General features: G+C 65.9%; 17 protein-coding genes and 4 pseudogenes. 13 read left to right on the top strand and 8 right to left on the bottom strand.

The window, feature by feature from the left end:
- Positions 1 to 165: 165 nt before the first annotated feature.
- Positions 166 to 1,341 (top strand): annotated as a pseudogene (locus ACLJWH_RS29330) (IS701 family transposase).
- 547 nt (positions 1,342 to 1,888) lie between these two features.
- On the opposite strand, the gene ACLJWH_RS29325 reads toward ACLJWH_RS29330, so the two are convergent.
- Positions 1,889 to 3,805 (bottom strand): glycosyltransferase family 2 protein, encoded by a 1,917-nt coding sequence (locus ACLJWH_RS29325; RefSeq protein ID WP_411144794.1) that lies wholly within the window; start codon positions 3,803 to 3,805, stop codon positions 1,889 to 1,891.
- The gene (locus ACLJWH_RS29320; protein WP_411144793.1) at positions 3,802 to 5,901 is read right to left on the bottom strand and encodes a hypothetical protein; all 2,100 of its coding nucleotides are present in this window, start codon (positions 5,899 to 5,901) and stop codon (positions 3,802 to 3,804) included. Before ACLJWH_RS29320 ends, ACLJWH_RS29325 begins: the two co-directional genes overlap by 4 nt.
- A gap of 647 nt (positions 5,902 to 6,548) precedes the next feature.
- Here ACLJWH_RS29320 and ispG point away from each other — a divergent pair.
- On the top strand, positions 6,549 to 7,706 hold the full coding sequence (gene ispG / locus ACLJWH_RS29315; protein ID WP_411144792.1) for a flavodoxin-dependent (E)-4-hydroxy-3-methylbut-2-enyl-diphosphate synthase: 1,158 nt from the start codon (positions 6,549 to 6,551) through the stop codon (positions 7,704 to 7,706).
- On the opposite strand, the gene ACLJWH_RS29310 is transcribed toward ispG, so the two are convergent.
- Together ACLJWH_RS29310 and ACLJWH_RS29305 are read right to left on the bottom strand one after the other, a co-directional pair.
- A complete protein-coding gene (locus ACLJWH_RS29310; RefSeq protein WP_411144791.1) occupies positions 7,624 to 8,679 on the bottom strand; it encodes an IS4 family transposase in 1,056 nt (351 codons plus the stop codon). The two genes, ispG and ACLJWH_RS29310, sit on opposite strands and share 83 nt — an antisense overlap.
- Positions 8,631 to 9,113 carry a transposase domain-containing protein gene (locus ACLJWH_RS29305; RefSeq protein ID WP_411144790.1) on the bottom strand — a complete coding sequence of 161 codons (483 nt, stop codon included), beginning with the start codon at positions 9,111 to 9,113 and terminating at the stop codon, positions 8,631 to 8,633. The genes ACLJWH_RS29310 and ACLJWH_RS29305 overlap by 49 nt, the downstream gene beginning before the upstream one ends.
- 270 nt (positions 9,114 to 9,383) lie before the next feature.
- Here ACLJWH_RS29305 and ACLJWH_RS29300 point away from each other — a divergent pair.
- A pseudogene (locus tag ACLJWH_RS29300) lies at positions 9,384 to 10,593 on the top strand (IS110 family transposase).
- Positions 10,594 to 10,928: 335 nt separating this feature from the next.
- Positions 10,929 to 12,194 (top strand): IS701 family transposase, encoded by a 1,266-nt coding sequence (locus ACLJWH_RS29295; protein WP_411144789.1) that lies wholly within the window; start codon positions 10,929 to 10,931, stop codon positions 12,192 to 12,194.
- 184 nt (positions 12,195 to 12,378) lie between these two features.
- Here ACLJWH_RS29295 and uraH read toward each other — a convergent pair whose 3' ends face one another.
- Positions 12,379 to 12,762 (bottom strand): hydroxyisourate hydrolase, encoded by a 384-nt coding sequence (gene uraH, locus ACLJWH_RS29290; protein WP_411144788.1) that lies wholly within the window; start codon positions 12,760 to 12,762, stop codon positions 12,379 to 12,381.
- A gap of 984 nt (positions 12,763 to 13,746) precedes the next feature.
- Between uraH and ACLJWH_RS29285 the strand changes: the two are divergent.
- The 9 genes and pseudogenes from ACLJWH_RS29285 to ACLJWH_RS29245 form a co-directional block, all read left to right on the top strand.
- Positions 13,747 to 14,142 (top strand): annotated as a pseudogene (locus tag ACLJWH_RS29285) (transposase family protein); the annotation flags it as partial.
- 742 nt (positions 14,143 to 14,884) lie between these two features.
- The gene (locus ACLJWH_RS29280; RefSeq protein WP_411144787.1) at positions 14,885 to 15,502 is read left to right on the top strand and encodes a response regulator; all 618 of its coding nucleotides are present in this window, start codon (positions 14,885 to 14,887) and stop codon (positions 15,500 to 15,502) included.
- Between the two features lie 359 nt (positions 15,503 to 15,861).
- Complete coding sequence (locus ACLJWH_RS29275; RefSeq protein ID WP_411144786.1) at positions 15,862 to 16,236, top strand: hypothetical protein; 375 nt, start codon at positions 15,862 to 15,864, stop codon at positions 16,234 to 16,236.
- 47 nt (positions 16,237 to 16,283) lie between these two features.
- Entirely contained in the window at positions 16,284 to 16,502 is a 219-nt protein-coding gene (locus ACLJWH_RS29270; protein WP_411144785.1) for an ATP-binding protein, read from the top strand.
- Positions 16,503 to 16,727: 225 nt separating this feature from the next.
- Positions 16,728 to 17,639 (top strand): IS3 family transposase, encoded by a 912-nt coding sequence (locus tag ACLJWH_RS29265; protein ID WP_411144784.1) that lies wholly within the window; start codon positions 16,728 to 16,730, stop codon positions 17,637 to 17,639.
- 468 nt (positions 17,640 to 18,107) lie between these two features.
- Positions 18,108 to 18,263: an FDLD family class I lanthipeptide gene (locus ACLJWH_RS29260; protein WP_411144783.1), complete on the top strand. Its 156-nt coding sequence runs from the start codon at positions 18,108 to 18,110 to the stop codon at positions 18,261 to 18,263.
- Positions 18,264 to 18,389: 126 nt separating this feature from the next.
- Positions 18,390 to 21,446 carry a lantibiotic dehydratase gene (locus tag ACLJWH_RS29255; RefSeq protein WP_411144782.1) on the top strand — a complete coding sequence of 1,019 codons (3,057 nt, stop codon included), beginning with the start codon at positions 18,390 to 18,392 and terminating at the stop codon, positions 21,444 to 21,446.
- Positions 21,443 to 22,741: a lanthionine synthetase C family protein gene (locus tag ACLJWH_RS29250; RefSeq protein ID WP_411144781.1), complete on the top strand. Its 1,299-nt coding sequence runs from the start codon at positions 21,443 to 21,445 to the stop codon at positions 22,739 to 22,741. The genes ACLJWH_RS29255 and ACLJWH_RS29250 overlap by 4 nt, the downstream gene beginning before the upstream one ends.
- A gap of 108 nt (positions 22,742 to 22,849) precedes the next feature.
- The gene (locus ACLJWH_RS29245) at positions 22,850 to 23,266 is read left to right on the top strand and encodes a hypothetical protein (protein WP_411144780.1); all 417 of its coding nucleotides are present in this window, start codon (positions 22,850 to 22,852) and stop codon (positions 23,264 to 23,266) included.
- Positions 23,267 to 23,498: 232 nt separating this feature from the next.
- Here ACLJWH_RS29245 and ACLJWH_RS29240 read toward each other — a convergent pair whose 3' ends face one another.
- From ACLJWH_RS29240 to ACLJWH_RS29230, 3 genes and pseudogenes are all read right to left on the bottom strand, one after another.
- Positions 23,499 to 23,738, bottom strand: coding sequence for a hypothetical protein (locus ACLJWH_RS29240; protein WP_411144779.1), 240 nt, complete (start codon positions 23,736 to 23,738; stop codon positions 23,499 to 23,501).
- Between the two features lie 117 nt (positions 23,739 to 23,855).
- Positions 23,856 to 25,418, bottom strand: a complete 1,563-nt coding sequence (locus ACLJWH_RS29235; protein ID WP_411144778.1) for an Ig-like domain-containing protein — start codon at positions 25,416 to 25,418, stop codon at positions 23,856 to 23,858.
- A gap of 831 nt (positions 25,419 to 26,249) precedes the next feature.
- Positions 26,250 to 26,549, bottom strand: a pseudogene (locus ACLJWH_RS29230) (reverse transcriptase/maturase family protein); the annotation flags it as partial.
- Between the last annotated feature and the right edge of the window lie 28 nt (positions 26,550 to 26,577).

Genomic DNA, 26,577 nt, shown 5'->3' with positions numbered 1-26,577 from the left:
CCCAACGAGCCATACGCCGCATGATCAAGGAGGCCAACAGCCTCGGCCTGACCGTCCGTTTCGACCCGATCGAAGCCGTCTGAACCCGTGCACCGGGCCAGCGTTCAAGCCCCTATTTTCGTGTCAGTTGCTGCTGGTCGGATGGGGTGTGATGTCCTGTCAGGTGTGACACCTGAGGAGATGGAGAAGGTCCGTCCGCGTCTGGAGGCGTTCGCGGAGGAGATGCTCGGTTCGTTGCAGGGCGGGTTGTACGTGCGCGGGCTGATGCTGGACGGCAAGCGCAAGTCGATGCAGCCCATGGCGGAGCGTCTGGGCGTGGACCACCAGCAGTTGCAGCAGTTCGTCTCCTCCTCTGCCTCGGACTGGACCGTGGTCCGTGAGCGGCTGGGGCGCTGGGCCGCCGCGCACCTGTCGCCGCGGGCGTATGCCGTCGATGACGTGGGGTTTCCCAAGGACGGTTCAATTCCCGGGTGTGGCACGGATGTACTGCGGCGCGCTGGGCAAGCGCGGCAACTGCCAGATCGGAGTGAGCGTCAATCTGGTTTCCGACGATGCGTCTGCTGCTGTTGGCTGGCGGCTGTTCCTGCCCGAGAGCTGGGACGATGCCAAGAACTCCGACGCCGCTGCTTGCGGAAGCCATCCGGCGCCGCCGGGCGAAGGCCGGCATTCCCGGGGGCGGGCGGCACCGGGAGAAGTGGCGCCTGGCCCTGGACACGCTCGACGAGGTTCACGGGCCGTGAGGGCCTGACGGAGCGCGGCCTGGCCTACGCAGTGGCGGTCAAGGGCACCACCAGCGCCCACCTGGGCGACGCGGTCCCCGAGCGCCCGCCCTACCCAGGCCGGTGCCGCCCGCCCGTGCATGCCTACCCCGCTCCGCCCGCACCCTTGCGCCAACTCGCCCTGAACCCGGGACGATCCGCACTGAGGACGGTCACCTGGCGCGACGGGAGCAGGACCACGAAGAGCAATCCCCGGGCCGAGATGCACTCGCGTCTTCTCGCCCTGCGCGTGCGCCCGGCCAACCGGCAGATCCGCCGCCACTCGGACGGCTCCCTGCCGGAGTGCTGGATGCTCGCCGAGTGGCCGCCCGGCCCCGCCGAGCCCACCGACTACTGGCTGTCCACCCTGTCCGCCGGCCTCCCGCTGCGCGACCTGGTCCACACCGCCAAGATCCGCTGGCGCATCGAGCACGACTACCGCGAACTCAAGGACGGCCTCGGGCTGGACCACTTCGAAGGCCGCAGCTTCAGCGGCTGGCACCGCCATGTCACCCTCGCCTGCCTCGCCCAGGCCTTCTGCACCCTGCTCAGACTCGACCCAAAAGTCCCTGCACCGGCCTGACTCTCTACGCCGTCCTGCGCGCGTTGCAGAAACTCCCGGCCGCCTGGACCGGCACCTGCTCCACATGCGGCCAACCCGCGCTGACCTATTCCGATCTGGCTACCGCTGCCGCTGCACACGCGAGGGGACGCCTGCGGGCGCGATGAAGCCGCCAAGCAGACCTTCTGGGCTACGCGTGCACCTGCACGGGTCTGCTGGGCCGGTGTCATCACGCCCGCAGGCAGCCCCCCGCCAACACATCCGAGCAGGCCATGGCACCCGAGTTGCTTCACGGTGCTGACGGATGGGCCCTGCCCGACAGCGCCTACGGCGCTGGCCGCACACTTGCACGTCCGCGACGTGGAACCGCTGGCGCCCCACGCCGGGGCTGCCCCGCCCCTTCCAGCGAACCACCGTCAGCGGCCAGCGCCACCACCCGACAAGATCACCAACAGAGTTACAGTGTTGGCTTCTACCCCACTCGAGAAGCCGCCATCCGGGCCAACGCCGGCCCGCATATCCCGGCCGCCGGAGGCCCCGACTGCTACCTGGTGCCGGGGCGGGACCGTCAACGCGTTATGTGCCATATTCCAGTGGCGGCATCCCTGCGGATACGCAGACCAAGGTGCCCGGAGCGCCCGGAGCGCTCAATCTGCAGATCCCAGGAGCCCGTTCCGCATTTTGCCGCGAGCTCCTCCTCCGGTGCTCGAATCGAGAGGAGGGGCTGGCCGGGCCCGGGCGCCGACTGTACTGTCGCCGGAATACGTATCGGTTCCTGCTCCCGAGTCTCCAACCGCAGGCAGACCGGAACGGGCACAGTCGGTGGAGCGATCGCCAAAGGGATGTCAATTTCCAGTGTGCTTCCCGCTATCACCGACCACACCTGGTCCAGTCTGCGTACTGCCCGGTTCAGGGGGGTGAAAGTCCCGTCGATGGACAGACTCAAGTTGCCGTACGGGCTGGTCCAGTACGGGTTGACGAACGCCTGCCGAGCCCCGGTGAAGGCCGGTACCCGGGCAGCTTCGACACCGTCTTCGCGGTTGGCGCCCAGCCGCCTGGTGCTGGACCATCCGCAAGAGTCAAGACGAAGGTGGGCATCCCAGATCCCGGCCAGCGGCTTTCCCTGGTTTCCGTTTTCCGGCTTGAAGGGGAAGTAGCATTCAAAGCGCAGCCGAGTGATCCTCTGCCCTGCCTGCGGGGACTCCACGGGGACAGTGACCAGTCGCTGCACGGTTGGCGCGAAGAGTTCCGTGGATTCATCCCGGTACCGGAACATGCCCCGCAGCTTGCTCTTGGCCAGCTCCTCAGTGAAGTCCGCTGCTTCCTTTACACCGGGGACTGCGGTCAGTTCGTCAGGGAGTTTCCAGACCCAGCGGTTGCCATCCTGGGTGAACAGCATCGGAACGCTGCTTCCGTCGCTGTCGATGCGCCTGAGCTCCGATGTGACATGGATGCGAAGGTCGTCCCCGTGCCACTGGATTCCGGTGAGCCGCGGCTCGTGTGTCGTGCCCGCCTCAAATGCGGCAAATTTCTCGCACAGATCGCGTCGGCCGTGCCGCACCAGCGCCGACACGACACGACGGGCCGCGTGCAGCTGCGAATCGACCCGGGCCGGTATATGCGTACTGACGAGCGACCGCACAGCGGCGAAGAGTCGCTCGCGGTATTCCACATCGTTCTGCAGAAATTTGCTCCCCAGGAGCTGTCCGAGCACTTTGCCGGAGTACCAGTGCGCGATGAACCTGTCTCGCAGCTCTCCGTCGGAAATATACTCGGAGAGAATTTCTATGACTCGTGCCACACTGCCCAGATATTCCTCCGGATCGATGCTTCCGAAGGAAATATTATGCTGTCCTGATATATGTCGGACCCAGTGGTAACATGTGTAGTCATGAACCGTTGCCACTCTTTCCGTGGAGAGGTAGGCGCGCAGCATGAACATGTGGTCCTCGAGCCTCACCTTCCCCTCGGGAAACCTTATTTCGTGCTCGTCGAGAAAATTTTTGCGGAACAGCTTGTGTACCGTCATGGAGGACAAGAGAATCGTGTTCCGGCGAATATCACCGGCCGACATCGGCTTCTCGAACAGGATCCTCGGAACCGCCCTCCCATGCCCTGCCATCCGTCCGCACACAATGTCGGCCCCGGTTTCCACCGCGCGCCGGTAAAGGCGTTCCAGTGCTTCCGGGGCCAGCCAGTCATCATCGTCCGCGAAATGAACGTACTCCCCGCGCGCCGACTGCATACCTATATTGCGCGGCTTCCCCGGCCAGCCCGAGTTCTCGATCCGGACAAGGTGAAAGTTGTCCTCAGAATGGATTTCGGATGCTATGAGTTCAGGGGTGTTGTCCGTGGACCCGTCGTCCACGTAGATAACTTCAAATTGTTCCCTGGGCATGGACTGCACGCGAAGAGAGTTGATTCCCTTCACGATCGTGTCTCCGGTGTTGTGCGTGGGCACGATGACACTGACTCGGATGCTCATACGCGACTCCTGTTCAAAAGTTCCGCGAAGGTTGGCTGCCGGTTTTCAGGGCTTGCAGAAAGATTGACAAGGTCGCGATGAGCTAGTCTTCTCAGCGCCTCATTGAAACGTTCCAGCGATGGAGGTTCGGCAGGTCCGAGCAGATAGTCTCTGAGCTGGACCCTGTCCTCGCGCAATCGATCCGGGCCGTCTTCGAAGAGGACGTCGACAAGTTCCTGGATGCCGCTTGCGTCCGCGGTCAGCAGATACGCCGCCCGGGCCACCGTGTTCTGACGGCGAAACCAGTACTCGCCCACTTCTGCGGTGTCCGTCAGTGCATACGGTTTGAGGCTCGCAACGAAATCTGAAACCACACTCGAGATATCGCTGATGAGTAGGTCCGACTGGTCGAAGCAGTCATAGAGCGTCGGAGTATTCCCCTGGATCACCAGGTGCTCCCAGGGGGGCTTGCTCTCCCAGAACGCCTTGTGCCAGCGTGATTGCAATGCTTCGAGTTTCGCCGTCAGCTCCAGATCGGCCGCAGCGCCCTCCCGGGAACGCTGAGCATCGTCTCCCTGCGCCCTCCCCGACGGGGCCTCTAGGGCCGCTCGTTCCTGCTCAAGTCTCTCCAGGCTGCGCATACGCTCGGCGCGGTGCTGCTGCTGCGCCGGCGTCTCGGCGAAGCGCTCGCCCCGGCACCGCGCCTCATTGGCCTGTTCGATCATGCGCACGATGCGCAGATGCGCCCTCAGCGCAGCGGGCGATCGGGTGCCGGTGAAGGGATGGGGCTTGTACAGCACACGCAGCGGCCGTTCGCTCTTGAGGAGGGCGCTGACGATGCGTTCACCGGCCAGGGTGAGTGAGGTGTTTCCGGGGTCGTCTGTCCAGCCCTCCCATGTCGGTGCGTACAAGACCGTGGGGACGGCCGGTGCCGAGGCACCGGCATCCGCCATCTGCACCCCGTCGAGCTGGGGGCGCCCGACCTCCACGATGTCCGAATCCACGACCCCCACGCGCGCCACTCGATAACGTTCACGGCCTGCGCGGCCGGCCACCCATACCTCGTCGTACACCTTGCTGTACGGATTCACACTCGCGATCTTGTCACTGTCGCCATGCCCGATGAAGACGTGTTTGATGGTGGGAACACGCAGCAGGTGGATATTTTTCCCCACATTCGCTGCGTAGAGGGCGACGCGCACCGAGGAAAGCTCCATGTTCATCAGGTGCACAGCGCTGGGAACGCACAGAATCGGCAGATGTGTGGATTTGAGTGTGGAGAGTAGATGACGCTCGCGCAGAACGATGAGCGGACGCGTTTCCAGCGCAGCCAGCGTCTCCAGCCACATGTTCACCTGATACGCGGAATCCCGGGATCCACTGAAGTAGAGTATTGTCTCCGGGCAATAATGGCGCAGCCAGCCGTTGACGTTTTTCAACACCCGCTCGCGGCTCGGAAACCGCATGGCTCCAATCAGGTGCGGAACGATGGCCAGCAGCGTGACTGTCGAGATCAAAACGGCAGTCAGAACACCGCCAAGCAGCCATCGGCCAATGTCCGTGAAGGCGGTAATGGCGAGACCGGTGAAGATCAGAAACTCAAGATGGAGCATTCTCTGGCCCGGCCATCCGGTGAGCAGGAGTGGTGGCGTGTCGGGAATTCGCAGCCGCCCGAGGTTGATGTTCCGAGTGGCGACCGGCATAGCTCGGTGCCGCCTGATCGACAAACACATCGCAGAGAAGACGACTTGCTCGACCAAGAACGCCAGCAGTAGAGCCTCCACAAACACCTGGTACCGGTCGTCGAGCAGCGACATCCGTTCCTGCAGCACCAGCAGGAGAGCGCACCGCAGCATCGCACGCATCGTGACACCGGCCCTCAGCTGGCCCAGGCGCCGCATCAGCTTGGGCTCGGCACGGTGCAGATACAGATCTGCACCGTAGCTGAGCAGTGCAGCGGCGGCGAAGGCAGGCGGTGCCGTCAGCAGGGCAGCGGCGACCATCGCGGCCAGAGACAACGCAAGTATCGTGCCGCCTACCAGCCCCCGAAGCCGCTGCACGCCGGTTCGTTGCTTCAGGTGCTGTATACGCTCACCGTATGCGCTGGTAACAATCACGTTGACTCGCTCTTGTAGTCATAAAACGGCTCATAGCGCCGTGCCCTCCGGCCCTTCAGCGCAATTGATTACACTAAATGACCCTTAGGTGGATCCGGCGCGAAGAAAGATGACAACCTCCGTACGAAAGGTGACTCCATGGAGGAATTTCTCCTCTCCGAGTGGCAGATCGGCCGTCACGATTGATATGTGTCGATGCGGGCCTGCCAGGTGCATCACAATGATGGTTCCACCAGGTCACATGACGTCGCCCAGAACGGGGCCTTAGCCTCTTGCTCGCCCGGAAACACTGAACGAAGATTCCCTCATCAACTCCCCGGAATCGAGGTGAGATATCGCGGCCGCAAAGCGGTTCTCGCATGGGACCGGACAACGACCGGTCCATCAGGAAGTGAGGTGACACGGACGCATTTCAGCGTGCTCTCACATATCAGAATGTCACCGCCATGACGTTCCAGCATCACACCATTCACTTCTGCTGTATCGTCATGAATCGTCGAACGCCTGGAAAATCCGGCTGCCCATCGTGGTGCTCAAGAAAAGCACCACGCGCATGCCCGCTCCACAGAGTGGCCAGCACCTTCCTTGGGCTTCCCTGTCGGTCCCCGACAGGCATTCCGCAATCGAGAGCAAGGACCGAACTCTCCATGTCTTCCGTACCGTTGGGTATCCCCTCTGTACCCCTGCTGCCCTTGGCCCCGCGCCGTGCCTCACGCCAACTCCAGGTCGGTCCGGTCGCCGTGGGTGGGGACGCACCGGTCTCGGTGCAGTCCATGACGACCACGCGCACCTCCGACATCGGCGCCACGCTTCAGCAGATCGCCGAGCTGACGGCCTCGGGCTGCCAGATCGTGCGCGTCGCCTGCCCTACGCAGGACGACGCCGACGCTCTGGCGGTCATCGCGAAGAAGTCGCAGATCCCGGTGATCGCCGACATTCACTTCCAGCCGAAGTACGTCTTCGCCGCGATCGACGCGGGCTGCGCGGCGGTCCGCGTCAACCCCGGCAACATTAAGCAGTTCGACGACAAGGTCAAGGAGATCGCCAAGGCGGCCTCCGACGCCGGCACCCCGATCCGTATCGGCGTCAACGCTGGCTCCCTGGACCGCCGCCTGCTGCAGAAGTACGGCAAGGCCACCCCCGAGGCGCTGGTCGAGTCTGCGCTGTGGGAGGCCTCGCTCTTCGAGGAGCACGGCTTCGGCGACATCAAGATCTCGGTCAAGCACAACGACCCCGTCGTGATGGTCAGCGCCTACCGCCAGCTCGCCGCCCAGAGCGACTACCCCCTCCACCTCGGTGTGACCGAGGCGGGCCCGGCCTTCCAGGGCACCATCAAGTCCGCCGTCGCCTTCGGCGCGCTGCTCAGCGAGGGCATCGGCGACACCATCCGCGTCTCGCTCTCCGCCCCGCCGGCGGAGGAGGTCAAGGTCGGTCTGCAGATCCTGGAGGCGCTCAACCTCAAGCAGCGCCGCCTGGAGATTGTCTCCTGCCCCTCCTGCGGCCGCGCCCAGGTGGACGTCTACAAGCTCGCCGACCAGGTCACCGCTGGTCTGGAGGGTATGGAGGTGCCGCTGCGCGTCGCCGTCATGGGCTGCGTCGTCAACGGCCCGGGCGAGGCCCGTGAGGCCGACCTCGGCGTGGCGTCCGGCAACGGCAAAGGCCAGATCTTCGTCAAGGGCGAGGTCATCAAGACCGTGCCGGAGTCGAAGATCGTGGAGACCCTCATCGAGGAAGCCATGAAGATCGCCGAGCAGATGGAGAAGGACGGCATCGCCTCCGGCGAGCCCGAGGTCTCCGTGAACTGACCGCCGTTATCTTCTTTGCGGTCCTGCAAGAGGGCCGCTGGCCTCCGGGCCCGGCATGACTGCGCTCCCCTGTCGAAGACATGGCAATGTAGTTGATTTGGTGGTCATGCCATCGGTGGTTCAGGGTGACGACGATCGGTGAACGGCGGTGGCTGGCGGGTTCTCCAGGGGCCTTGCTGCCGTAGCCGGTGACGCACGAGCGGATCTTGCGGGGGCAGTCACGGGCTCGGCGGCGGGGCAACAAGCTGTGTCCGATCTGGTTAAGGCTCAGACGGCGATCACGTCTGCGGGCGGAGGGGGCAAAGCCGCTCGGTGAGATCACCGTGCGGCGGACGACGTACAGGGCCCGGGTGAACGATGTCCGCTCGGCGGTGCTCTGGTGCAGCCTGGCCACCTCGTCCAGCAGTTCCCTGGCGGCGTGGTGGACGATCAGATGCGCGTAGATCTCCTGCCGCGCCCCGTCCGGCGTCTGGGATCTCAGGACCGGCCTGCCGCGCTGGTGGGTCTTGATCTCGTCGAAGACCAGCTCGATCTCCCAGCGCCGGGTATAGAGCGGGGCAAGCTCGGCGGCCGGGTACCTCTCGTGATCGGTCAAGCTGGTGATGAGCCGGACGATGTCGGTCTGGCCGTCGACGCGGTACTCGTTCACCCTGACCAGAGCCGGCGGAGCTTTGAGGGTCCTGGCCGCCTTGCTGTGCTTGTTCGCCTCGATCCGTGCCAGATAACTGCCGTCGGGCAGGACGTCCTGCACCCGACGGGCCTTGCGTCGCTCGATTCGCCATAGCAGGTGAGTGCCCTGGTCCCGCAGCCGGTGCCATCGGGCAAGACCCCACAGCCCCCGGTCGGCAAGCAGTAGCCTGTCGGTCCCGACATGGGCGTCCAGGGCGTCGGAGACGATGCACTCGGAGTCCTTGAACCCGCCGATCACGGCGTCGAGGACGGCGTGGGTCGAGCACTCGGCCACCGCGACCACTCGGGCCTGCGGATAGCCTCCATCGGACTGCGCTGCGAACCCGACTTGCCGAAAGCGCCGTTGTTCGCCGCCGAGTCCGGCACGGCCAGCAGCATCCCGTCCAGGGCAAGCACCCGCAGCCCGTGGAAGAGTTCATCTTCCCTGCCCAGCGGCCGGGCCACGGCCCGGAACAGGTCCCGCAGCACGGTCCACCCAAGCCTTTGCCGGGCCCTGGTCAGCGAGGACTTGTTCACCCCGGTCCAGGGCCGCAGCCCCGGGTCGCCGGTCTTCACCAGGCGCAGAACTTCCAGGTAGTCAGCCTGTGGGAACAAGCACACCGCCAGGACGAAGTACACCGTGAACCGGGCGGACAGCAAGCGCCGACGCTTCTCCGAGCGTCCAGCCTCGCCGACCACACGGTCCACCAGTTCAGGCGGGCGTAACCGGGTCAGCACTCCCAGGCCCAGCCGCTCCAGACGGGATATCAGTACACCGCTTCAACCGGTCGAGAGCCGCAAAAGCAACGGCATTGGAAGGCATGACTCGGGGGGGGTGCCACCGGGCCCGGGGGGGTGCCGACGGAGACGCTGATGAGAGGTCCGACTACCACCCCGCCTGGCGCAACGCCCGGCATCTCGCGGGTGGCAGGTCTGCACAACGTGGATGCGCGAATACGGCGCCAGCACCGTGGCCAGCACCGCACCAACCCCGTTCGGGAGGATGGGTTGTACGACATCAGCGACGTCGACGTGTTCTTCGCTCTGGACGTCGGCAAGAGCGCCCACCACGGCCATGGGCCGACCCCAGCCGGCAAGAAGGTCTTCGACAAACCCCTGCCCAACACCGAGCCAGGCTCCGGGCCATGTTCGACAAGCTGAACGCGAAGTTCGGCACGGTCCTGCTGATCGTGGACCAGCCCGCCTCCATCGCCGCCCTGCCGCTGACGGTTGGCCGGGACGCAGGCTGCAAGGTCGCCTACCTGCCCGGACCGGCAATACAGCGGATCGCCGATCTGTATCCCGGCGAGGCGAAGACCGACGCGAAGGATGCCGCGGCGTCGCGGACACCGCCCGGACCATGCCGCACACCCTGCGCTCGCTGGAGCCGACCGACGAGATCACCGCCGAACTGACCGTGCTGACCGGCTTCGACCAAGACCTCGCGGCCAAGGCCACCCACACCTCCAACCGGATCCGCGGCCCCCTCACCCAGTTCCACCCCTCGCTGGAACGCATGCTCGGGCCACGCCTGGACCACCCCGCGGTGACCTGGCTGCTGGAACGCTACGGATCCCCGCAGGCCCTGCGGAAAGCGGGCCGACGCAGGCTTGCCGAAATTATCCGGCCAAGGCCCCGCGCATGGCCCAGCGGCTGATCGACGAGGTCTTCCACGCGCTGGACGAGCAGACCATGGTCGTGCCAGGCACGGGCACCCTCGACATCGTCGACCCGTCGCTGGCCCGCTCGCCCGGAGCCGTCCACGGGCAACACCGGTCCCTGGAAGCCCAAATCAAAACCCTGCTGGAGGAACACCCTCTTTCCCAGGTCCTGATCCCGATGCCGGGGATCGCGGTCAGCACCGCCGCCACCCTGCTGGCCACCGTCAGCGACGGCACCCGCTTCCCCACCGCCGCCCACCTCGCCTCCTACGCCGGCCTCGCCCCCGCCACGAAGTCGTCGGGCACCTCGATCCACGGCGAACACGCACCCCGAGGCGGTCCGCCAGCTCAAGAAAGCCATGTTCCTGTCCGCGTTCGCCGCCCTGCACGACCCCACCTCCCGCACCTACTACGACAAGTGCCGGGCCCGCGGAAAGACCCACACACAAGCACTCCTCCGCCTCGCACGGCACCGCATCAGCGTGCCGTTCGCCAAGCTCCGTGACAGCACCTTCCACGAAAACCGAACCCCTCACCTCGCTCGACGAAAGACATAGAGGCCCCCCGGCGTCAGCCTAGGTGCCCCGCGCGCCGGGGAGGTACAGTGCCAGGGCCTGCTCCCGCCTGGCCCTCCCAGGCCCTCAATGGTGAGGCATACGTGTTGGACCCCGGGCCGAGTACTTCACGAGTCTGTCCCGCCCGGAGGCCTGCACCCCGCCCGGCTGCGCGCCGCCCTGCACGCACTGACCAGGCACTTCAACGTCGCCGACACGGAGATCGCCGAAGGCGTGGTGGGCACCGCCCGCCTCCAACACCTCACCGCCTAGTAGGGCTTGGTCATGTGCAGTCCGTGATGGCGTGTCTTGTTGATCGGTCGTGTCGTTGATCGGGTGTGCTGGGTGAGGAGTTGGCTGCGGTCCGGTGTGATCTGGAGGACTTCGCGGCGGAGATGTTCGAGCCGTTCGCGCGGGCGGATCAGCGGCGGTGGGGTGGGGTCTATCTGCGGGGCCTGCTGCTGGACAGCGGGCGCAAGTCGGTGGAGCCGATGGCCGCCCGTCTGGGCGAAGACGGGAACCGGCAGGCGCTGGCCCACTTCGTCACTTCCAGCCCCTGGGATGCTGCGCACGTGCGGGCCCGTCTGGCCTGGCGTATGCAGCCGGTCGTCAAACCCACCGCGTTGATCATCGATGACACCGGGTTCCTCAAGGACGGGGACGCGTCCGCGTGCGTGACCCGGCAGTACACCGGCACCGCGGGCAAGGTCACCAACTGCCAGGCCGGGGTTTCGCTGCACCTGGCTTCCAACGGCGCTTCGGCGGCGGTGAACTGGCGCCTGTTCCTGCCCGGAAGCTGGGATCCCGCCTCACCGAAGGCCGATCCCGTCAAGGTGGCCCGACGTGACAAGTGCGCCATCCCCGTCCAGGTGAGCCATGTCGAGAAGTGGCAGCTGGCCCTCGACATGATCGATGAGACGCGGTCCTGGGGCATCGAGGTGCCCCAGGTCATCGCCGACGGCGGCTACGGGGACACCGCCGCCTTCCGGCTTGGCCTGGAAGAACGCGGTCTCGACTACGTGGTGGGCATCTCGACCACGACTACCGCGCAACCCGAGGACGCTCGGCCGTGCACCCCGGCCTACCCCGGCCGGGGCCGGCGGCCGGTTCCTGCCTACCCCGAGCCGGCACAGAGGGTGAAGAGTCTGGTCATCGCGGCCGGCAAATCCTCCGCGCGGCCGGTGCAGTGGAGGGAGGGATCACGGCCGGGCAGTGGCCGAAGCGGGCACAAGCGCATGTACTCGCGCTTCGTGGCCCTGCGGATCCGGCCCGCCGGACGCGAGATCCGCAAGGCCACGGCCGCCACCGAGCTTCCGGTCCGCTGGCTGCTGGCCGAATGGCCCGCCGACCAGGACGAGCCCGTGCAGTTCTGGCTCTCCAACCTGCCCGGGACCACTCCATTGCCCGTCCTCGTGCGCACCGCGAAGCTCCGCTGGCGCATCGAGAACGACTACCGCGAGATGAAACAGGCCCTGGGCCTGGCCCACTTCGAAGGCCGAACCTGGCCAGGCTGGCACCACCACGTCACCCTCGTCTCGGTCGCCCACGCCTTCTGCACCCTTCAACGACTGAGCCGATCCCCAAAAGAGACGGCGTCGGCCTGAGCCTCTACCGAGTCGTCCGCGAGCTACAGATACTCCTCGTGATCTGGACCGGCGCCTGCCCCACCTGTCACCGCGACATGCCAGACCCCGCACCAACATGACCAAGCCCTACTAGACCGACAGCCGGCGGACGAGCAACCCAACCATCCCCACAACGGTTCCCAAATCCCTTTCGGGACAACCTTTAACTACCCCGATATGTAGAGTACCCATACGGGTTGAGAATGAGAGGTATGTGGTATTCCTTTCCCGGCTCGACGGCGAATATAACCGGTACTTCAGGGAAGAATACCTTCTCGCCCTCCTGACCATCTCGGGCCGCCCGAGAAGAAAGGTACTTTTCGGTATCGAATGTCAGGCGAGCCTGAGTGGCCCGGTCCGGAAGGGCAGGGAAATCGTTGATTCGACCATCATCTCCGGTATTCGACCTCCCCAGTTCTTTCCATTCCCCCCGCCCATCCTGACGTGTCGATATGGTCACCGATACACCGCTGGCAGGCTTCCCTGAACTGGTGTCCAGAATGTGAGTGGAGACCTTACCTGCTTTACCGGAAGGGAGTTGATTCATTGCCGCCCCACCTTCTACCCTTAGCGGATTCGACGCATGGATGCATCCACTGACTGCCGCAAGAGTTGCCACAACAGCTGCCGCAGCAAAGAAGGTCGACTGAGACCTTTTCCCGGAGATGCGTCGGGAGTTTACGTGGTTCGTGAATTTCGACATACGTCAAATTCATCCCTTGCAGGTTGGGCTATGGGTATTCATTCTTCCAAGTCTGCTGCGCGGCCTGCCATGAGTCGGCCTCGTTCGGGCAAGGTTGCCAGAGTTGCCAGCTGATATAAAGCCGCTTCAGGGAATCTATCCTTAAGTGGACGTGATTGAGGTCTTTGGCCCTGGAAGGATGGGGATGGTGCCGAGTCCACTATCGATTCACCAGTAGTCCCCTAATGGTGTTGTCAAGCCCCAGTCGTGACAGAGAACTCGTTCCGGAAGCACCATCTGTCACGTATCAGAACCCGCAGCCCGCCGACGCGCCGGCGAGCCGGGCGGAGGGGTTGCGTGCAGGAAGTCGTGTACGGATTCGAGGGCCTTCGCTCCGGATCCTGGACACTCGAGACAGTGGATCTTAAGGATCTGAGAACGGACATGTCGTGGCCATGAAGCACTATCCGGCCGAGTTCAAGAAGGACGCGGTCGAGCTGTACCAGTCCCGCCCGCAGGCGACGATCAAGGAACTTGCCGCTGGCCTGGAGACACCCCGGAGACGCTCAGGAACTGGCCACGCGGACCGAAGGCGCCTCCCGCCCGCGTGGCCGCCGAGGGGAAGCAGCAGACACCCAGCCGCTCTCGGCGCTGGCGGCAGAGAACACGGCCCCTGCGGAAAGAGGTCGCTGAGCTGAGGCAAGAGCGGGAGATCCCGCGGAGGGCCGCGAAGTATTTCGCTGGGGAGACGCGCTGGTGAGAGCCACTTTCAGTTCGTCGCCGACCACCAGTGCCGTTTCGGCGTGAAGCGGCTGTGCAGGGTCCTCGGCCTGGCCCCCTCCAGCTTCGCCGCCGACATCCGGGAAGCACAAGCGCCACGGCATGAACGTGTAAGTCCTCACCGATCCGTTCGGACGCCTGCTGTGGGCCTCGCCTGCGCTGCCCGGCTCGACTCACGATCTGACCTCCGTGCGGACTCGCGGGATCACCGACACACTCGCCGCCGACGTCAGGTGCTGGGCGAGCAAGACGTCGGCAGATCGATCCGGGGTCCCGCTTCGCGGTCGTCGACTCAAGCGGTGGCAGCGGCGGCACAACAGCGCGCACGCCAAGACCCGCTGCCTCTGCGAGCAGACCATGGCCACTCTCAAGGGCTGGCGCCTCCTGCGGAAGCTCCGTTGCAGCACCAACCCGATCACCGACATCGTGAAGGCTGTCGTCGTCCTTCGCTGCACCTCAACCTGAGATTGGAAAAGCCTCAAGGGCTCACACGCCTGGGCCTGCCGGTCGTAATCGCTGACGACCGGCAGGCCCAGGCATACGGTGACCTGACGGCTCACCCGGATCCGAAACTGAAAGGGATGAGTCGGAACGTGATACTGATGAGGGACGGGAACACGTCGTCACTCCTGTTCTGCCGTGGATGGTCTGACTCTGGGCACTGGGGGCTCAGCCTCCGATGTGGAACCCCCCGAGGTTGAACATCGTCAGCCCGACGGTGAAATTAAAAAGGCTGAAGTTTAGCATGATGGGTCACCTCCCTTCCGCGCGAGTAGGAGATCTCCTCCTGACCTCGCTAGACCGCGACGAACAGTGTCAGGATTCCGGGGATCCAGAGGACAGGGAACTGCAGCACGGACGACTCACCTCCTTCTCGTTGGCGTGAGAACCGACATCCCAATCGTCTCTGGCGCCTGCGAACGTGCCATCCGTGCCAGCCCGCAAAATTCCTGCGGATTCTCCGCAACGAGTCCAGGGCACCCGAAGCGAACTCGAAGAGGACGAAGAGGAGTTCACGACGTAATGCCGAGATCGCTTTCCGTTCCTGATGGTTGACAAGTGGTGCCGCGGATCGGAAGGTGAGTGCAAATCCCACCTATTGCATGCTGGAATCCTGGGCAAGAGAAACACTCACATTGGGCCGCACGCAGGTGTATTTCCGTGCGACTCCGGAAGGTCAAGGGCGGCGATGGGCGATCCTGTGCGAGTGGTTCTGGTGGACGACCATCTGACGGTGCGGGCCGGAACCCGGGCACTGCTGGAACCAGAGGGCTTCGCTGTGGTGGGTGAGACCGCCTGCGAACGTGAGGCAGCAGTCATCGTGGCGCAGCAGCGGCCCGATCTGCTGATGCTGGACATGGTGCTGCACACTGGGCCGGTCCTGGCGGCCATCGCCGGGCTGCTCAAGGCCGCGCCGGGCATGGGGATCCTGGTGCACAGCGCGCACGAGGACCCGGCACTGGTCCGTGGGGCACTGGCCGCAGGCGCCTCGGGCTATCTGTCGAAGAACACCTCGGTTCCCGAGTTGGTCCTGGCGGCGAGGACCGTGGCCAGTGGCGGACGGTATGTGCAACCCCGGCTCGGGGCCGATCTGGCGGATGTGCCGGAGTACGCACGGGAGCTGTCACCACGGGAACGGCAGATCCTGGACCTGCTGACCGACGGGCACACCAACCGGGAGGTCGCGGCGCACCTTGCGGTCAGCGTCCGAACGGTCGAGAGCATCCGGGCCGCCCTGCGCAACCGGCTGGGGCTCGTCAGCAGGGCCGACCTCGTCGCCTACGCCCGGCGCAACGGGTCCGTCCGTGCGCAAGGCAATCGGTGAACGGCCCAGCAGGCGGCCGATGATGCACCGCCGCCCCTACGCCGTGGGGCTGGTCCGCGATCTGTGCCTGGCGTTGATCCTGGTTGGTGCGGTGGCGTACGCGGCCGACCTCCTCGTACCGGATCCGCTGCCGATCGGGCCGGTAGCGGCTCTGGTCGTGGCCGCGGCCACCACTGCTCTGGCGGTCATGGCCGGCGGAACGCCGCGGGTCCGGTGGCTGCTGGTGCTGATGGCGAGCGGGTCCACGGCTCTCGAGGTGGCCCGGCTGCTGGAGGTCCGCACGGCGGGCTACGTGGCCTGCGGGCTGCTGCTGGCGGCGGCCGTGTACGCCGTGCCGGCCTGGCCCGAGGTCAGAGCTGGTGGGCCAGAGCAGGAGCCGGGCTCTCATCGCCCGTCAGGAGCACTACGCGGCACTGATCGCGGGCGAGTTGCACGACGAGGTCCTCCAGCTCGACGCGGCCAGCGCAGATGCAGACCCCGGTGCGCTGCGCGAGGTGGCGCAAAATGCGGCCCACCGACTCGACGATCAGGCCTCGGTACTGCGCAGCATCATCGCCACGCTGCATCCGGTGGCGCTGCGACAGTTGGGCCTGACCGAGGCGGTCCGCTCTCTGGCAGGGCGGGTGGCTGCCGAGAACGGGCTGCTGGTAGAGGTCGTCGTCGAAGGCGAGGATGGCCGGGGAAGTACGGTTTCGCAGCGGACCACGGCGCAAGCCCGGTCGCCTACCGTGTAGTTCAGGAAGCTCTCACCAATGTCGTCAAGCACGCGGACGCGCAGCATGTGAACGTCCGCCTGACATACCGCTGCGACTGCGTCAGTCTTACGGTCGCCGACGACGGGTGCGGGATGCAGCAGAACTCCGGGCCGGCGGGGTCGGGCTATGGGATGCAGGCGATGCGCTGGCGGAGCGAGGCGTACGGCGGGTCGTTCTCCGCGACGGCCGCCGAGACCGGCGGGACCGTTGTCCGGGCCACGTTGTCACTGCTCCAGCATCGGTGAGCACGGCATCGCATCGGGCGGGCTGCTCACCGCACTGCCCAGTAGGGCATAGGACCCCTTGGAACACGACGGCACGTCCGCCCCCTCCGCGGAACGGTGGGACGCCATGCAGTACGACACCCACCTGGAATACGTCTCCCGGCTGGGCCGGGATCTCGTTGGAGCTTCCCCTTGACCGCGGGCGCCTGAAGACTGGGACTGAGGTTCCAGAGGAAATAGTTCTAGGTGGGAAGCAAGTACACGAAGCGGTACACATGCGAGTTCAAACGGGACGCGATTGCGCTGGTGGACTCCGCGGGCCGGACGATGCCCGAGGTCGCCCGGGATCTCAGCGTCGGCCCGGAGTCCCTGCGCGGCTGGTACCGCCAGGCCAAGACAGATCGCGGCGACGGCCGCTTGGGCAAGCTCACCACGGCCGAGCGGGAGGAACTCAAACGGCTGTGCAAGCTCCGCCGCCGAGCAGGCCAAGACGATCGAGGTACTGCGAAAAACCGCGGTCTTCTTCGCGAAGGAGAGCGATCGGTGAACGAGGTGTACGTGCGTCGAGGCAGAGAAGACTACCCACGGTGTCGCGCATTCCTATGCCGACTGCTCAAGGTGGCCCGCTCCTCCTTCTATGCCTGGCTCGCCAAGGCAAAGACCCGGGCGGACCGCAAAGGCCGCCAACGACGCCTTGGCCCACGAGGTCACCGTCATCCATCTCGCCTCCCGGGGCACCTAAGGCGTCCACGCATCCATGCCCAACTGCGGTGCCCGGGAGGAGTGGTGAACCGCAGGCGGGTCGCCCGTCTCATGCGCGAGCACAGCCCCCAGCGCGCCCATCGCCGCAGACGCCGCTCCCTGACACGGCCGGACGAGAAGGCCCGGCCAGCCCCGGACCTGATCAGCCGCGGCTTCCACGCCGAACAGCCCGGCACCATACTCGTCGGGGACATCACATGTCTGCCCACCGCCGAGGGCTGGCTCTACCTCGCCTGCTGGCTGGACCTGGCCACCCGCGAGGTCGTCGGCTACGCCATGCCCGACCACCACCGGGCCTCCCTGGTCGCCGACGTGCTGAAGGTGGCCCACGGCTGGGCAGCCCTCAGTCCGGATGCATCGCACCTCGGATCGCGGCAGCGAATACACATCCGCTGAATTCCGGTGCGTGATGGGCTAGTTGAGCCTTCGGTAAAGCTGCGGGCGCACCGGATAGTGCTTCGATAACGCCGCGGCGGAGAGTTTCTGTGCCCTGCTCAAAGGAGAGATCGGCACCCGGATCCGGCCCGACCGCGCCACGGTTGGCGCCGAGGTCTTCGCCTTCGTCGAGACCCTCTCAACCGCCGCTGCCTGCGCGAACACCGAGACTTCGGCTACCTCACCCCCAGCCGAGACCAGCCGGCGGCAACAGCACGCCCTCACGGCATGAAGATCGAGTGCCCAAGATGACGGGCAAACTTCAGGGAAACCCGTCCAACGGCCGTGGCGTACAGCGCCGCCTGTCAACTTTCTGCGGCTCCAAGGGCACTATCGGATACTGGCAGGCCAACAGCCCTCGTGATGAGCTTCAGCGGACAGCCCGGAAGATTATCAAGACCATTCACGCATCTGAAGGAGTGTTGCTGCATGTCTTCATTCGTTGCACTCGCAGCCGAGGGCCTGGCCACAGAGGACGTATTCGACCTCGACGTGGAGATTGAGCTGAGCTCTGTCGAGACCGGCGCAGACGCATATCTGACCAGCCCGTCCACTTCGTGCACCTGGCAGAGCAACTGCGGGTAATTGAGCCGCTCAGGAGCCGGGAGCGGAGCGCGAGGGAGGCCGATGCCTGTGTACGGACCATTTCAGCCCGCATACGCCGCTGTGCTGCGCTCCCCGTTGCGCGGTCATGAGCCGTCAGCCTGGCTCATGACCCGCTCCTGTGCGGAGCTGCTGCGAGGGGCTGCGTCGGACGCGGTGTTCATGGACGCGCTGCGGATCGCCAGCCCCTCGCTGGCGCGTTTCCTCACCTCCGGTCAGTTCGACACAAAACCGCAGGCACAGTTGCGCAAAGCGGCTGTGTCGGCCGTCCGCTACGAAGCACGCATACGGACCCGGGCCACCCCCTTCGGCCTGTTCGCAGGGGTAGCCCCCGTACGCGCGGGAGATACGGCGAAGGTGCAATGGAGCGAACCGGAGACGACCCGCACCCAGGTGGACCTCGACTGGCTGTCCGGACTCATCCGGGAATGGGAAAGCGATCCGGCGCTCCTTGGCCAGCTTGCGCTGCGCAGCCATGCAGGCCTGTTGAGGAGAAGAGACCGCCTCGTCGCCATCACACCCTCCGACCACTCCACTGCAGAGGGGGGAAGACAGCAGGACGAGGTGTCGGTGCGCTTGACCCCCGCGGTGGAAGCGGCGCTTGAGCTGGCCGCCGGCGGGGCACGCACCGCCGACATCGTTCGCGAGCTGCAACGACGCTTTCCTGACGCCCCTGCGGGCGCAGCGGACCGGATGATCGGTGCGCTGGTCAGGCAGGAGATCCTGCTGACAGAACTCCGTCCCGCACTGGATGGGACGGACGCGCTGGAGCATGTCATCGGTGTGCTGGCGCGCCTGGAGGACGTGTCGGTACCGGCCTGCCCGCTGCTGGCCGCCCTGCGCGCGATCGCCGTCGCACGCGACGCATACGACGCGGCTCCCCTGGGGCAACGCCGCGAGCCCCTTGCCATCCTCGAATGCCGCATGCGCGACCTCAGGGACGCCGAACGCCTCCTGCACGTCGATCTGTGCCTAGGCGCGGACGTCCAATTGCCGTCCGCAGTGTTCGACGAGGCGGCCACTGCAGTCGGCGTGCTGTGGCGACTGTCGCCGCCGGTGCCAGGGACGGCGAACCTACGCGCCTATCACGAGGCGTTCCTGGAGCGCTATGGCACCGACCGGGCCGTCCCTCTCACCGAACTGACCGACGACACCGTCGGCCTCGGCGTCCCTGCGGGCTATCGCTGGCCGCAGCACGGCACACGCACCGCCGTCGGCGCACAGCATCCTCCTGCTGACGCACCCCGGGACCGCCTCCTGAGCCGCATGGCCGCAGAGGCGATCAAGGAGGGCCGGCACGAGGTTGTGCTGGACGATGCTGCGGCGGAACGGCTCGCACCCACCCCGCCGACCGGGCATCGTCTTCCCCGCTCTTGCGAGTACCACTTCCACCTCACGGCGGCCTCGGACCCAAAGTCGCTGACGCGAGGAGACTTCCTGCTGACGGCCGCACCCTGGCCAGGGCCGCTGGAGGCAGGGGCGACGCTGGGCCGGTTCGCCGGGCTGCTCGGCTCGCTCGCCTGGGAGGTGGCCGCTGCCGCCCCGCCCGGTCACAGCGACGCGCTGGACCTCACCATCGCGTATCAGCCGCGTACCAGTCGCGCCCGTAACGTCTCCAACGCCCCGCGCACCACGCCCTACCGCCTCTCTCTGGGCATCCCGCCCGAATCCGATGCCGCCACCGAGCTGCGTCTTGAGGACATCGCCGTCACAGCGGACCACGACCGGCTGCACGCGGTGCACCTCCCCTCCGGCCGCCGAGTGCTGCCCCGCGCCCACCACGCGCTCGATGCCCACGGGCAGGCACCCAACGCGGCACGGCTGCTGCTGGAGATCAGCCGGTACGATCAGCACTTCCCACGCCCGTGGGACTGGGGCCCGGTCCAGGACCTGCCGTATCTGCCCCGGGTCCGCTACGGCAGAACGATTCTGTGCCCGGCGCGGTGGCAGCTGGACGAGCTCGGCGGACACACCGCCGCAGCCGACGACCGGGCCTGGGCCGAAGCCGTCGCGGCATGGCGCCACCGCTGGGGGGTGCCCCGGCACGTGGTGATCGGCCGCTATGACCACCGGCTACTGCTGGACCTGGAGTGCCACTGGCATCTGGAGACGCTGCGCGACATGGCCGCCAAGGAGGCCGCCGATGTGGTCGTCGAAGAACCCCCCGGCATACAGCCGGAGCCCGGCTCCTGGCTGACGGACAACTCCGGTACGCCCCATCTGGCGGAACTGGTCGTCCCCTTCCACCGCGCCGATGCCCCTGCGGACGCGCCGCCCCTCGTGCACACCCTCCCTCCCATACGAGGCCGTCTGCACACGCCCGGCGGTGAGTGGCTCTACGCCAAGCTGTATCTGCCGGAGCGGCACATCAACGCCTTTCTGCGCGAGCGTCTGTCCCCGTTCCTCCACAGCCTTTCGCCAAAGGCGCGTGGCACGGTCGACCGGTGGTTCTTCGTGCGGTACCGCGACGAGGCCGATCATTTGCGGCTGCGTTTCCATGGCCCGGCCGACGCCCTGTGGCGCGATGTCTTCCCCGTCCTGAGGGACGCGATCCAGCGGTGGACGGACGACGGGGCTATCGCCCGCTGCGTGCTCGACACCTACGATCCCGAGCTGGAGCGCTACGGCGGACCGCAGGCACAGCCGGCCGCCGAACGCTTCTTCCATGCCGACAGCGAGGCGGCGCTCGTCAGCCTGTCCCTTGCCCGGCAGCGTGTCCACGGCTGGGATGCCACCGCGCTCGCCGCGATGGCGATCGCCTCCCTCGTCGACAGCTTCGGGCACGGCCCCGTGGGCCGGTACGAGGAACCGGCTGCCGCCTGGCTGTCGAAGTTCGCCTCAGTACACCACCTGCCGGAGAGCTTCCGGTCCCGGCGTCCCGCTTGGCTGCGCTTGATCGATCCGGCGGGCGGATGGCCCGGGGTGCCGCGCGACGCCGGGGGCCGCGCTCTGCTGGCCGCGTTCGAGGAACGCGCGTCGGCTCTGCGCGATTACGCCGAGCAGTTGGTAGCGCTGGACACGAATCTCACGCGGATCGTCCCGAGCCTGACACACATAACGTGCAACCGCCTGCTGGGCACCAACCGTGAGAGCGAGCGCCGGGCGCACGCAGTGGCCCGCGCCTGCGTGATCGCCCACGCCGACCGTCGGCGGCACCAGCGGTGACGGACCTTGCGCACGCTGCGGAAGCGGCCGTGGAGCGGCTGGCCAATACACTCGCCGATCCGCAGCGCATCGCCCCAAACATCAGCCCCCTTTCGGCCGCCGCCGCGGTGTCCCTGGATGGCAACACCGGAGTGGCGCTGTTCTTCGCCGAACTCGCCCGGCACGACCGCGTCTGGCTCCGCGCCGTCCACACCCACATCGCCGCGGCGGCGCGGACCCTGGCGAAGGGCACCCCGTCCGCAGGGCTGCATCTGGGACCCGCCGCCGTCCTGGCCGCAGTCCAGGCGTGCGCCCCGCTGGGCGGCCACTATCCGCGTCTGCGTCGGCGACTCGTCGACCATGTGGCACGGGAGCAGCTCCGGCGCATCGGCGCCGAGCGCGCGGGCAGGGCGCACGAGCACGGCGTGAGCTGGGCCTCCTACGATGCCATCACCGGTCTCTCCGGTACGGGCCGGGCCTTGCTGACCGCAGCCACGGCAGGCGGCCCCGACGAGCGCGCACAGGCCGAACCCGCGCTGCGCGCCACCCTCGATCGCCTCGTCGAGATCTCCCTGCCCGTCGCGTTCCACGGCCATCGGGTGCCGGGCTGGTGGGTGCCCGGTCACCGGCAGGTGACGGAGACGGCCCAAGCCGCCTTTCCGCGTGGCGACTTCAACCTCGGCATGGCGCACGGAATCACCGGCCCGCTGTCCCTGCTCACCCTGTGCTCGGAGCACGGCATTATCGTCCCCGGCCAAGGTGACGCCCTGCATCGGATCGGCGGCTGGCTATCCGACCGGGTACGGGCCGACGACGCGGGCCCCTACTGGCCCGGACGCATCGCGTTCGATGACGAGGTGGGCTGGTCGCGCCTACGGCCTCCGGCCGGCCCCGCCCTCCCACGTGCGAGCTGGTGTTACGGGGCCCCCGGGATCGCCACCGCCCTCTGGCGGGCGGGCGCGGTCACCGGCACCCCGGCCTGGCAGCGGCTCGCCCTCGACGCCGTCCACGCGCTGCCCCGCAGTCCTCATGCCGCCCACCAGCAGGGCGACGACGCGATCGTCTGCCATGGAGATGCCGGGCTGCTCCAGGCAATGTGGCGGCTGGGCGGGCTTGCGGCGGAAGCCGAACTGCGCGACCGGGCTGCCGAAGCCGGTGTACGGATCGTGGCATGCGCCGATGCCGAAGTACCGCCCGCATCCGCCATCACAGGCATTCTCCAGGGCACCGCCGGAATCGCCGCGGCCCTCCTGTCCCTACTGCCGGCTCAGCCAACGGGCGGCCCACACTGGGACTCCGTGCTCCTGCTGTCATGAATCCATCGCGCCATCAGCCACACGACCTGCCCGTCGCGGGCGGCCCGATGTGGTCGTTGCAGCACCGGGCCGGCTGGAACCGCCTCCGGTCAGGAAGGCATCTCCAGCATGACAGGAACGGATTCCGAAGCCGTCATCGAACACGTGGCGATAGACGGGGTGGACTCCCATGCCGACACCGTCCACATCGCCATGGTGACCGACTGCGGCGGGCAACTCGCCGACGCCGATTTTCCCACAACGGCCGCTGGATACAAGGCTGCTATCGCCTTTCTGGCCACTCATTGCATCATTGCCGCCATCGGGGTGGAAGGCACGTCCTCCTACGGCTCGGGGTTCGCACACTCGGCCCGACAGGCCGGTCTGACCATGATCGAGGTCAACCGGTCGGACAAGGCCGAGCGCCGCAGTATCGGCAGGTCTGCTCCCATCGACGCCTACGCCGCCGCTCGTGCGGTCGTTTCCAGTCGAGCCACCAGTGCCCCAAGGGCAGGTCTGTTGCAAGGTCCTTTGCTGTGGGCGTAGTTGCTTGTCAGTACATGTCCAGCAGGTCGAGTGGGCGGGTGAAGGGGGGAGGACATCTCGCGGAGTCCGGCGACGACGTTGGTGTGGCCGGCTTGCCGGAGTATGTCGACGGCGAGGTTGCGCAGCGTGGCCATGTTCTCCGGGCCGTGTCCAGTGGGGAGAGGTCTTCGTCGAAGATGACGTCGCGGACGCAGTGCAACCGGTTCTCGATCACCCACTGTGACCATGCCAGTTAGCGATTTTCTGCGGTGACGCCTTGCCGGCTGGTCAGGTCCGTGATCACGTAGACCGTCTCACGGGTCTGTTTCCCTGTCTTGTCGGCAGTGCGGTGCCGGGTGATCCGCGCGGCCTGGGCCGCGTGTGGGAAGCCGGGACCATCAATGGTCAGTGCCTTCACCACCCTGGTCTCCCTGCGGCCGTGGCCCTCGGTGCGGTCATAGAACTTCGCGGTGGCCCGCTGCCAGGACAGCATGCACAGCCGTTCATGTGGAAAAAACACGGTGCTTTGTGGCCGCGGGGCGGCGGTGCTCCAACGGCTGGTGCTCCCGCGGAAGGAAACCACGAGAGCACCAGCGATGAGGCAGGGAGATTACTTGACGGTGAAGGTCACCTCGCTCGCCGCGGTCTCACCATCGGCGGTGATACCGGTAGCAGTCACCGTATGCTGACCCGGCTTGAATTCCGGCAGCACCGAGTTGGAAATCCACCACTTGCCGACAATGTCACCGGTCGAGCCGACGGTGTAGGTGCCGATCTCCTTACCAGTGGCCTTGTCGGCCAGCCTGACCTTACGGATGCCCTTCTCACTGTCGGCGGTGCCCTCGAACTTCACCAGGGGACCGGTCACCGTGCTGCCCGCGGTGGGCTTGGTGATGACCGGAGCCGGAGCGTCAGCCAGGACCTTGAAGGTCACCTCGCTCGCCGCGGTCTCACCATCGGCGGTGATACCGGTAGCAGTCACCGTGTGCTTACCCGGCTTGAATTCCGGCAGCGCCGAGTTGGAAATCCACCACTTGCCGGTGACATCACCGGTGGAGCCGACACTGTAAGTACCGATCTCCTTACCGGAAGCCTTGTCGGCCAGCTTGACCTTGGTGACACCCTTCAGACGGTCAGCGGTGCCCTCGAACTTCACCTTGGAAGGCTGCGTCGAATCCGCCTCCGGCTTGATGATCTTCGGGGCAGACAGGGCCTCGACCTTCACGTTCCGCTTGGCAGACCAGTAGGTCGTCTCCGAAGGAGCACCGGGGGACTCGGCGTGACGGACCTGCACCGCAAGGTCGCCCTCCGGCAGATCCTCCTTCACAGAGATCGACCACTTGCCGCCCGCCCCGACCTTCACCTCACCCAGCCGGGTCCCGGATGACGCCTTGTTCAGCCACACCGTCGCCCCCGGCACACCCGTGCCGGTGAACGTCGGCCGCTGCCCCACCGTCGCACCCTCCGCCGGCGACTCAATCACCGGAGCCTTCGTGATCGGAACATTCACACTGATAGGAAGCTTCGAGCTCTTGATGTCCGGGTTGGCGTTGCTGACGAGCTGGAGGCTTCCTCCCGTGAGCTTTCCAGTGGGGGCGTCATCATCGACCTTGAGCTTGAAGGAGTGCACACCCTGCCCAGCAGCGCCCAGCTGAAATGGGCCACACGTCATTTCCGTCTTGTCACCATTGAGGGAACAAGGAACGCTGCTGTTGGCACCGCCGTTCCAATAAGTCATGGCTTCCGCAAACGTAGTGTGCTCCGGAGCCTTGTAGGTGATTTTGAAATCTAGATAGGGGCCAGGGTTCTGCATGGTAACTCCCACGGAAGTGGTCTCACCGGCAGCGACCTCCGGTACAGACTCCTGGCTGAGCCTGACGTCTTCCTCAAATTCGCGAGCGCCTTCACGAGTGTCAGCGCCAGGCGAGCTCGTGGCGGTGGTGTTGGGCTGGCCGGCGGGCGACGGCTTCGGCTGAGGCTGCGCCGGCTTGTCGTCCTTCTTGCCGGACTCCGAGGTCACAGCCTGCTTCCCGCCGGCCTCCTGCACAGCGGCGACAGGAGCCTTATCCGCAGCCAAGACAGGGGCGGCCTCGACAACACCCACAGCAGTCATAACCGTGAAGGCACAGGCCGCAGCGAGACGGCGCTTGCGAGTCAAAATCGTGGAACTCATGACAGATAGGTCCCGTTCTCCAGAACAGCGAGTAAACAGACAGGCCACCTCTCCATGACACGGAGAAAAGCCCAGTTCAACGTGACGCCCCTCAACCCCATGAACTCACACACGACAGGCACAAGCCGGGCAGAACCACTGCCACCAACACCAGCCAGATCACGGCCCGGCAGGCTCCAGCCTGCCAACCGGGGGCGTCACCAACCCCCTCCCTCACACAAGAACCCACACCAGAGCCCCGAAAGTAGACACCCCCACAACAGAAGGCTAAGCAAGCTAAACCCAGCCAGAAAACACCCACTTCAGCCACACTCAGCGAGGAGTACAGGGTCCCCAGCCGAAGGTGAGCAGGCAACGGAAGCAAAATCGCTGCCGACGGCCGGCAACAACCAACGCCTCCACAGGCGCGACCACCTCCAAGCAACCACCGAGAGCCACCCCCACCCAACAACCCCACAACAGCAACACCAGATCAGCACCAGACCACAAACAAAACCCACAGACCCACCACCCCACCCCACTCCCCCAGACACTCCAACCCAAAGCACACCACCAACCCGCAAACCCCCACCACCCCTGCACACCCTCCAAGAACAACCACCCACTACCCACGCCACAACCCGAATCCATCGACGGAAAAGCAAGGACGCCCCGCCCCAAGGGTGATGCCGTCACCAGGATCCGGGCTCTATACAACGCGGCACGATCCGCGGTCAAGGCCCGTATGCTGATGGTCGGGTGGCCCGGAGGAATCGCACCTCCGGGTTCCCACAGAATCGGAGCGTGACAGTCTCCCGTCACTCCGCTCTTGTCACCCTGGTCACCAGAACTGCGGTTTTCATGCCCACTGAGCGCAGAGCCTCGGGTGGAAATTAGGACCTGATGGTCCAGGCTGCCAAAACAGTCGGAGATATCTCCCTCGACAAACCAATGGCTACCCGTCCATGCCCGCACCACCTCATCAAGCGCGGTGTGGCATCCCCGGCCGGGTCGGAACCCGTGGGAGTGATCAGAAAAGATCGGCTCGTCGTACGCCTCAAGCAACAGGCGCACCACCTCCCCGACGATCTTGTCACTCAAGGTAGGCATGCCTGGAGGTCGCTTCTTCGTTGTTCCTTTCTTCTCGATGTAGGGATCGGCCAGGGTGCCCTGGTCCAGT

It is taken from the genome of Streptomyces sp. x-80, from assembly GCF_046549095.1.
In the GTDB taxonomy this organism is placed as follows: Bacteria; Actinomycetota; Actinomycetes; order Streptomycetales; family Streptomycetaceae; genus Streptomyces; species Streptomyces celluloflavus.
The sequence above is the reverse complement of the archived record's forward strand: the minus strand, read 5'-3'. Positions and strand labels throughout refer to the sequence as shown.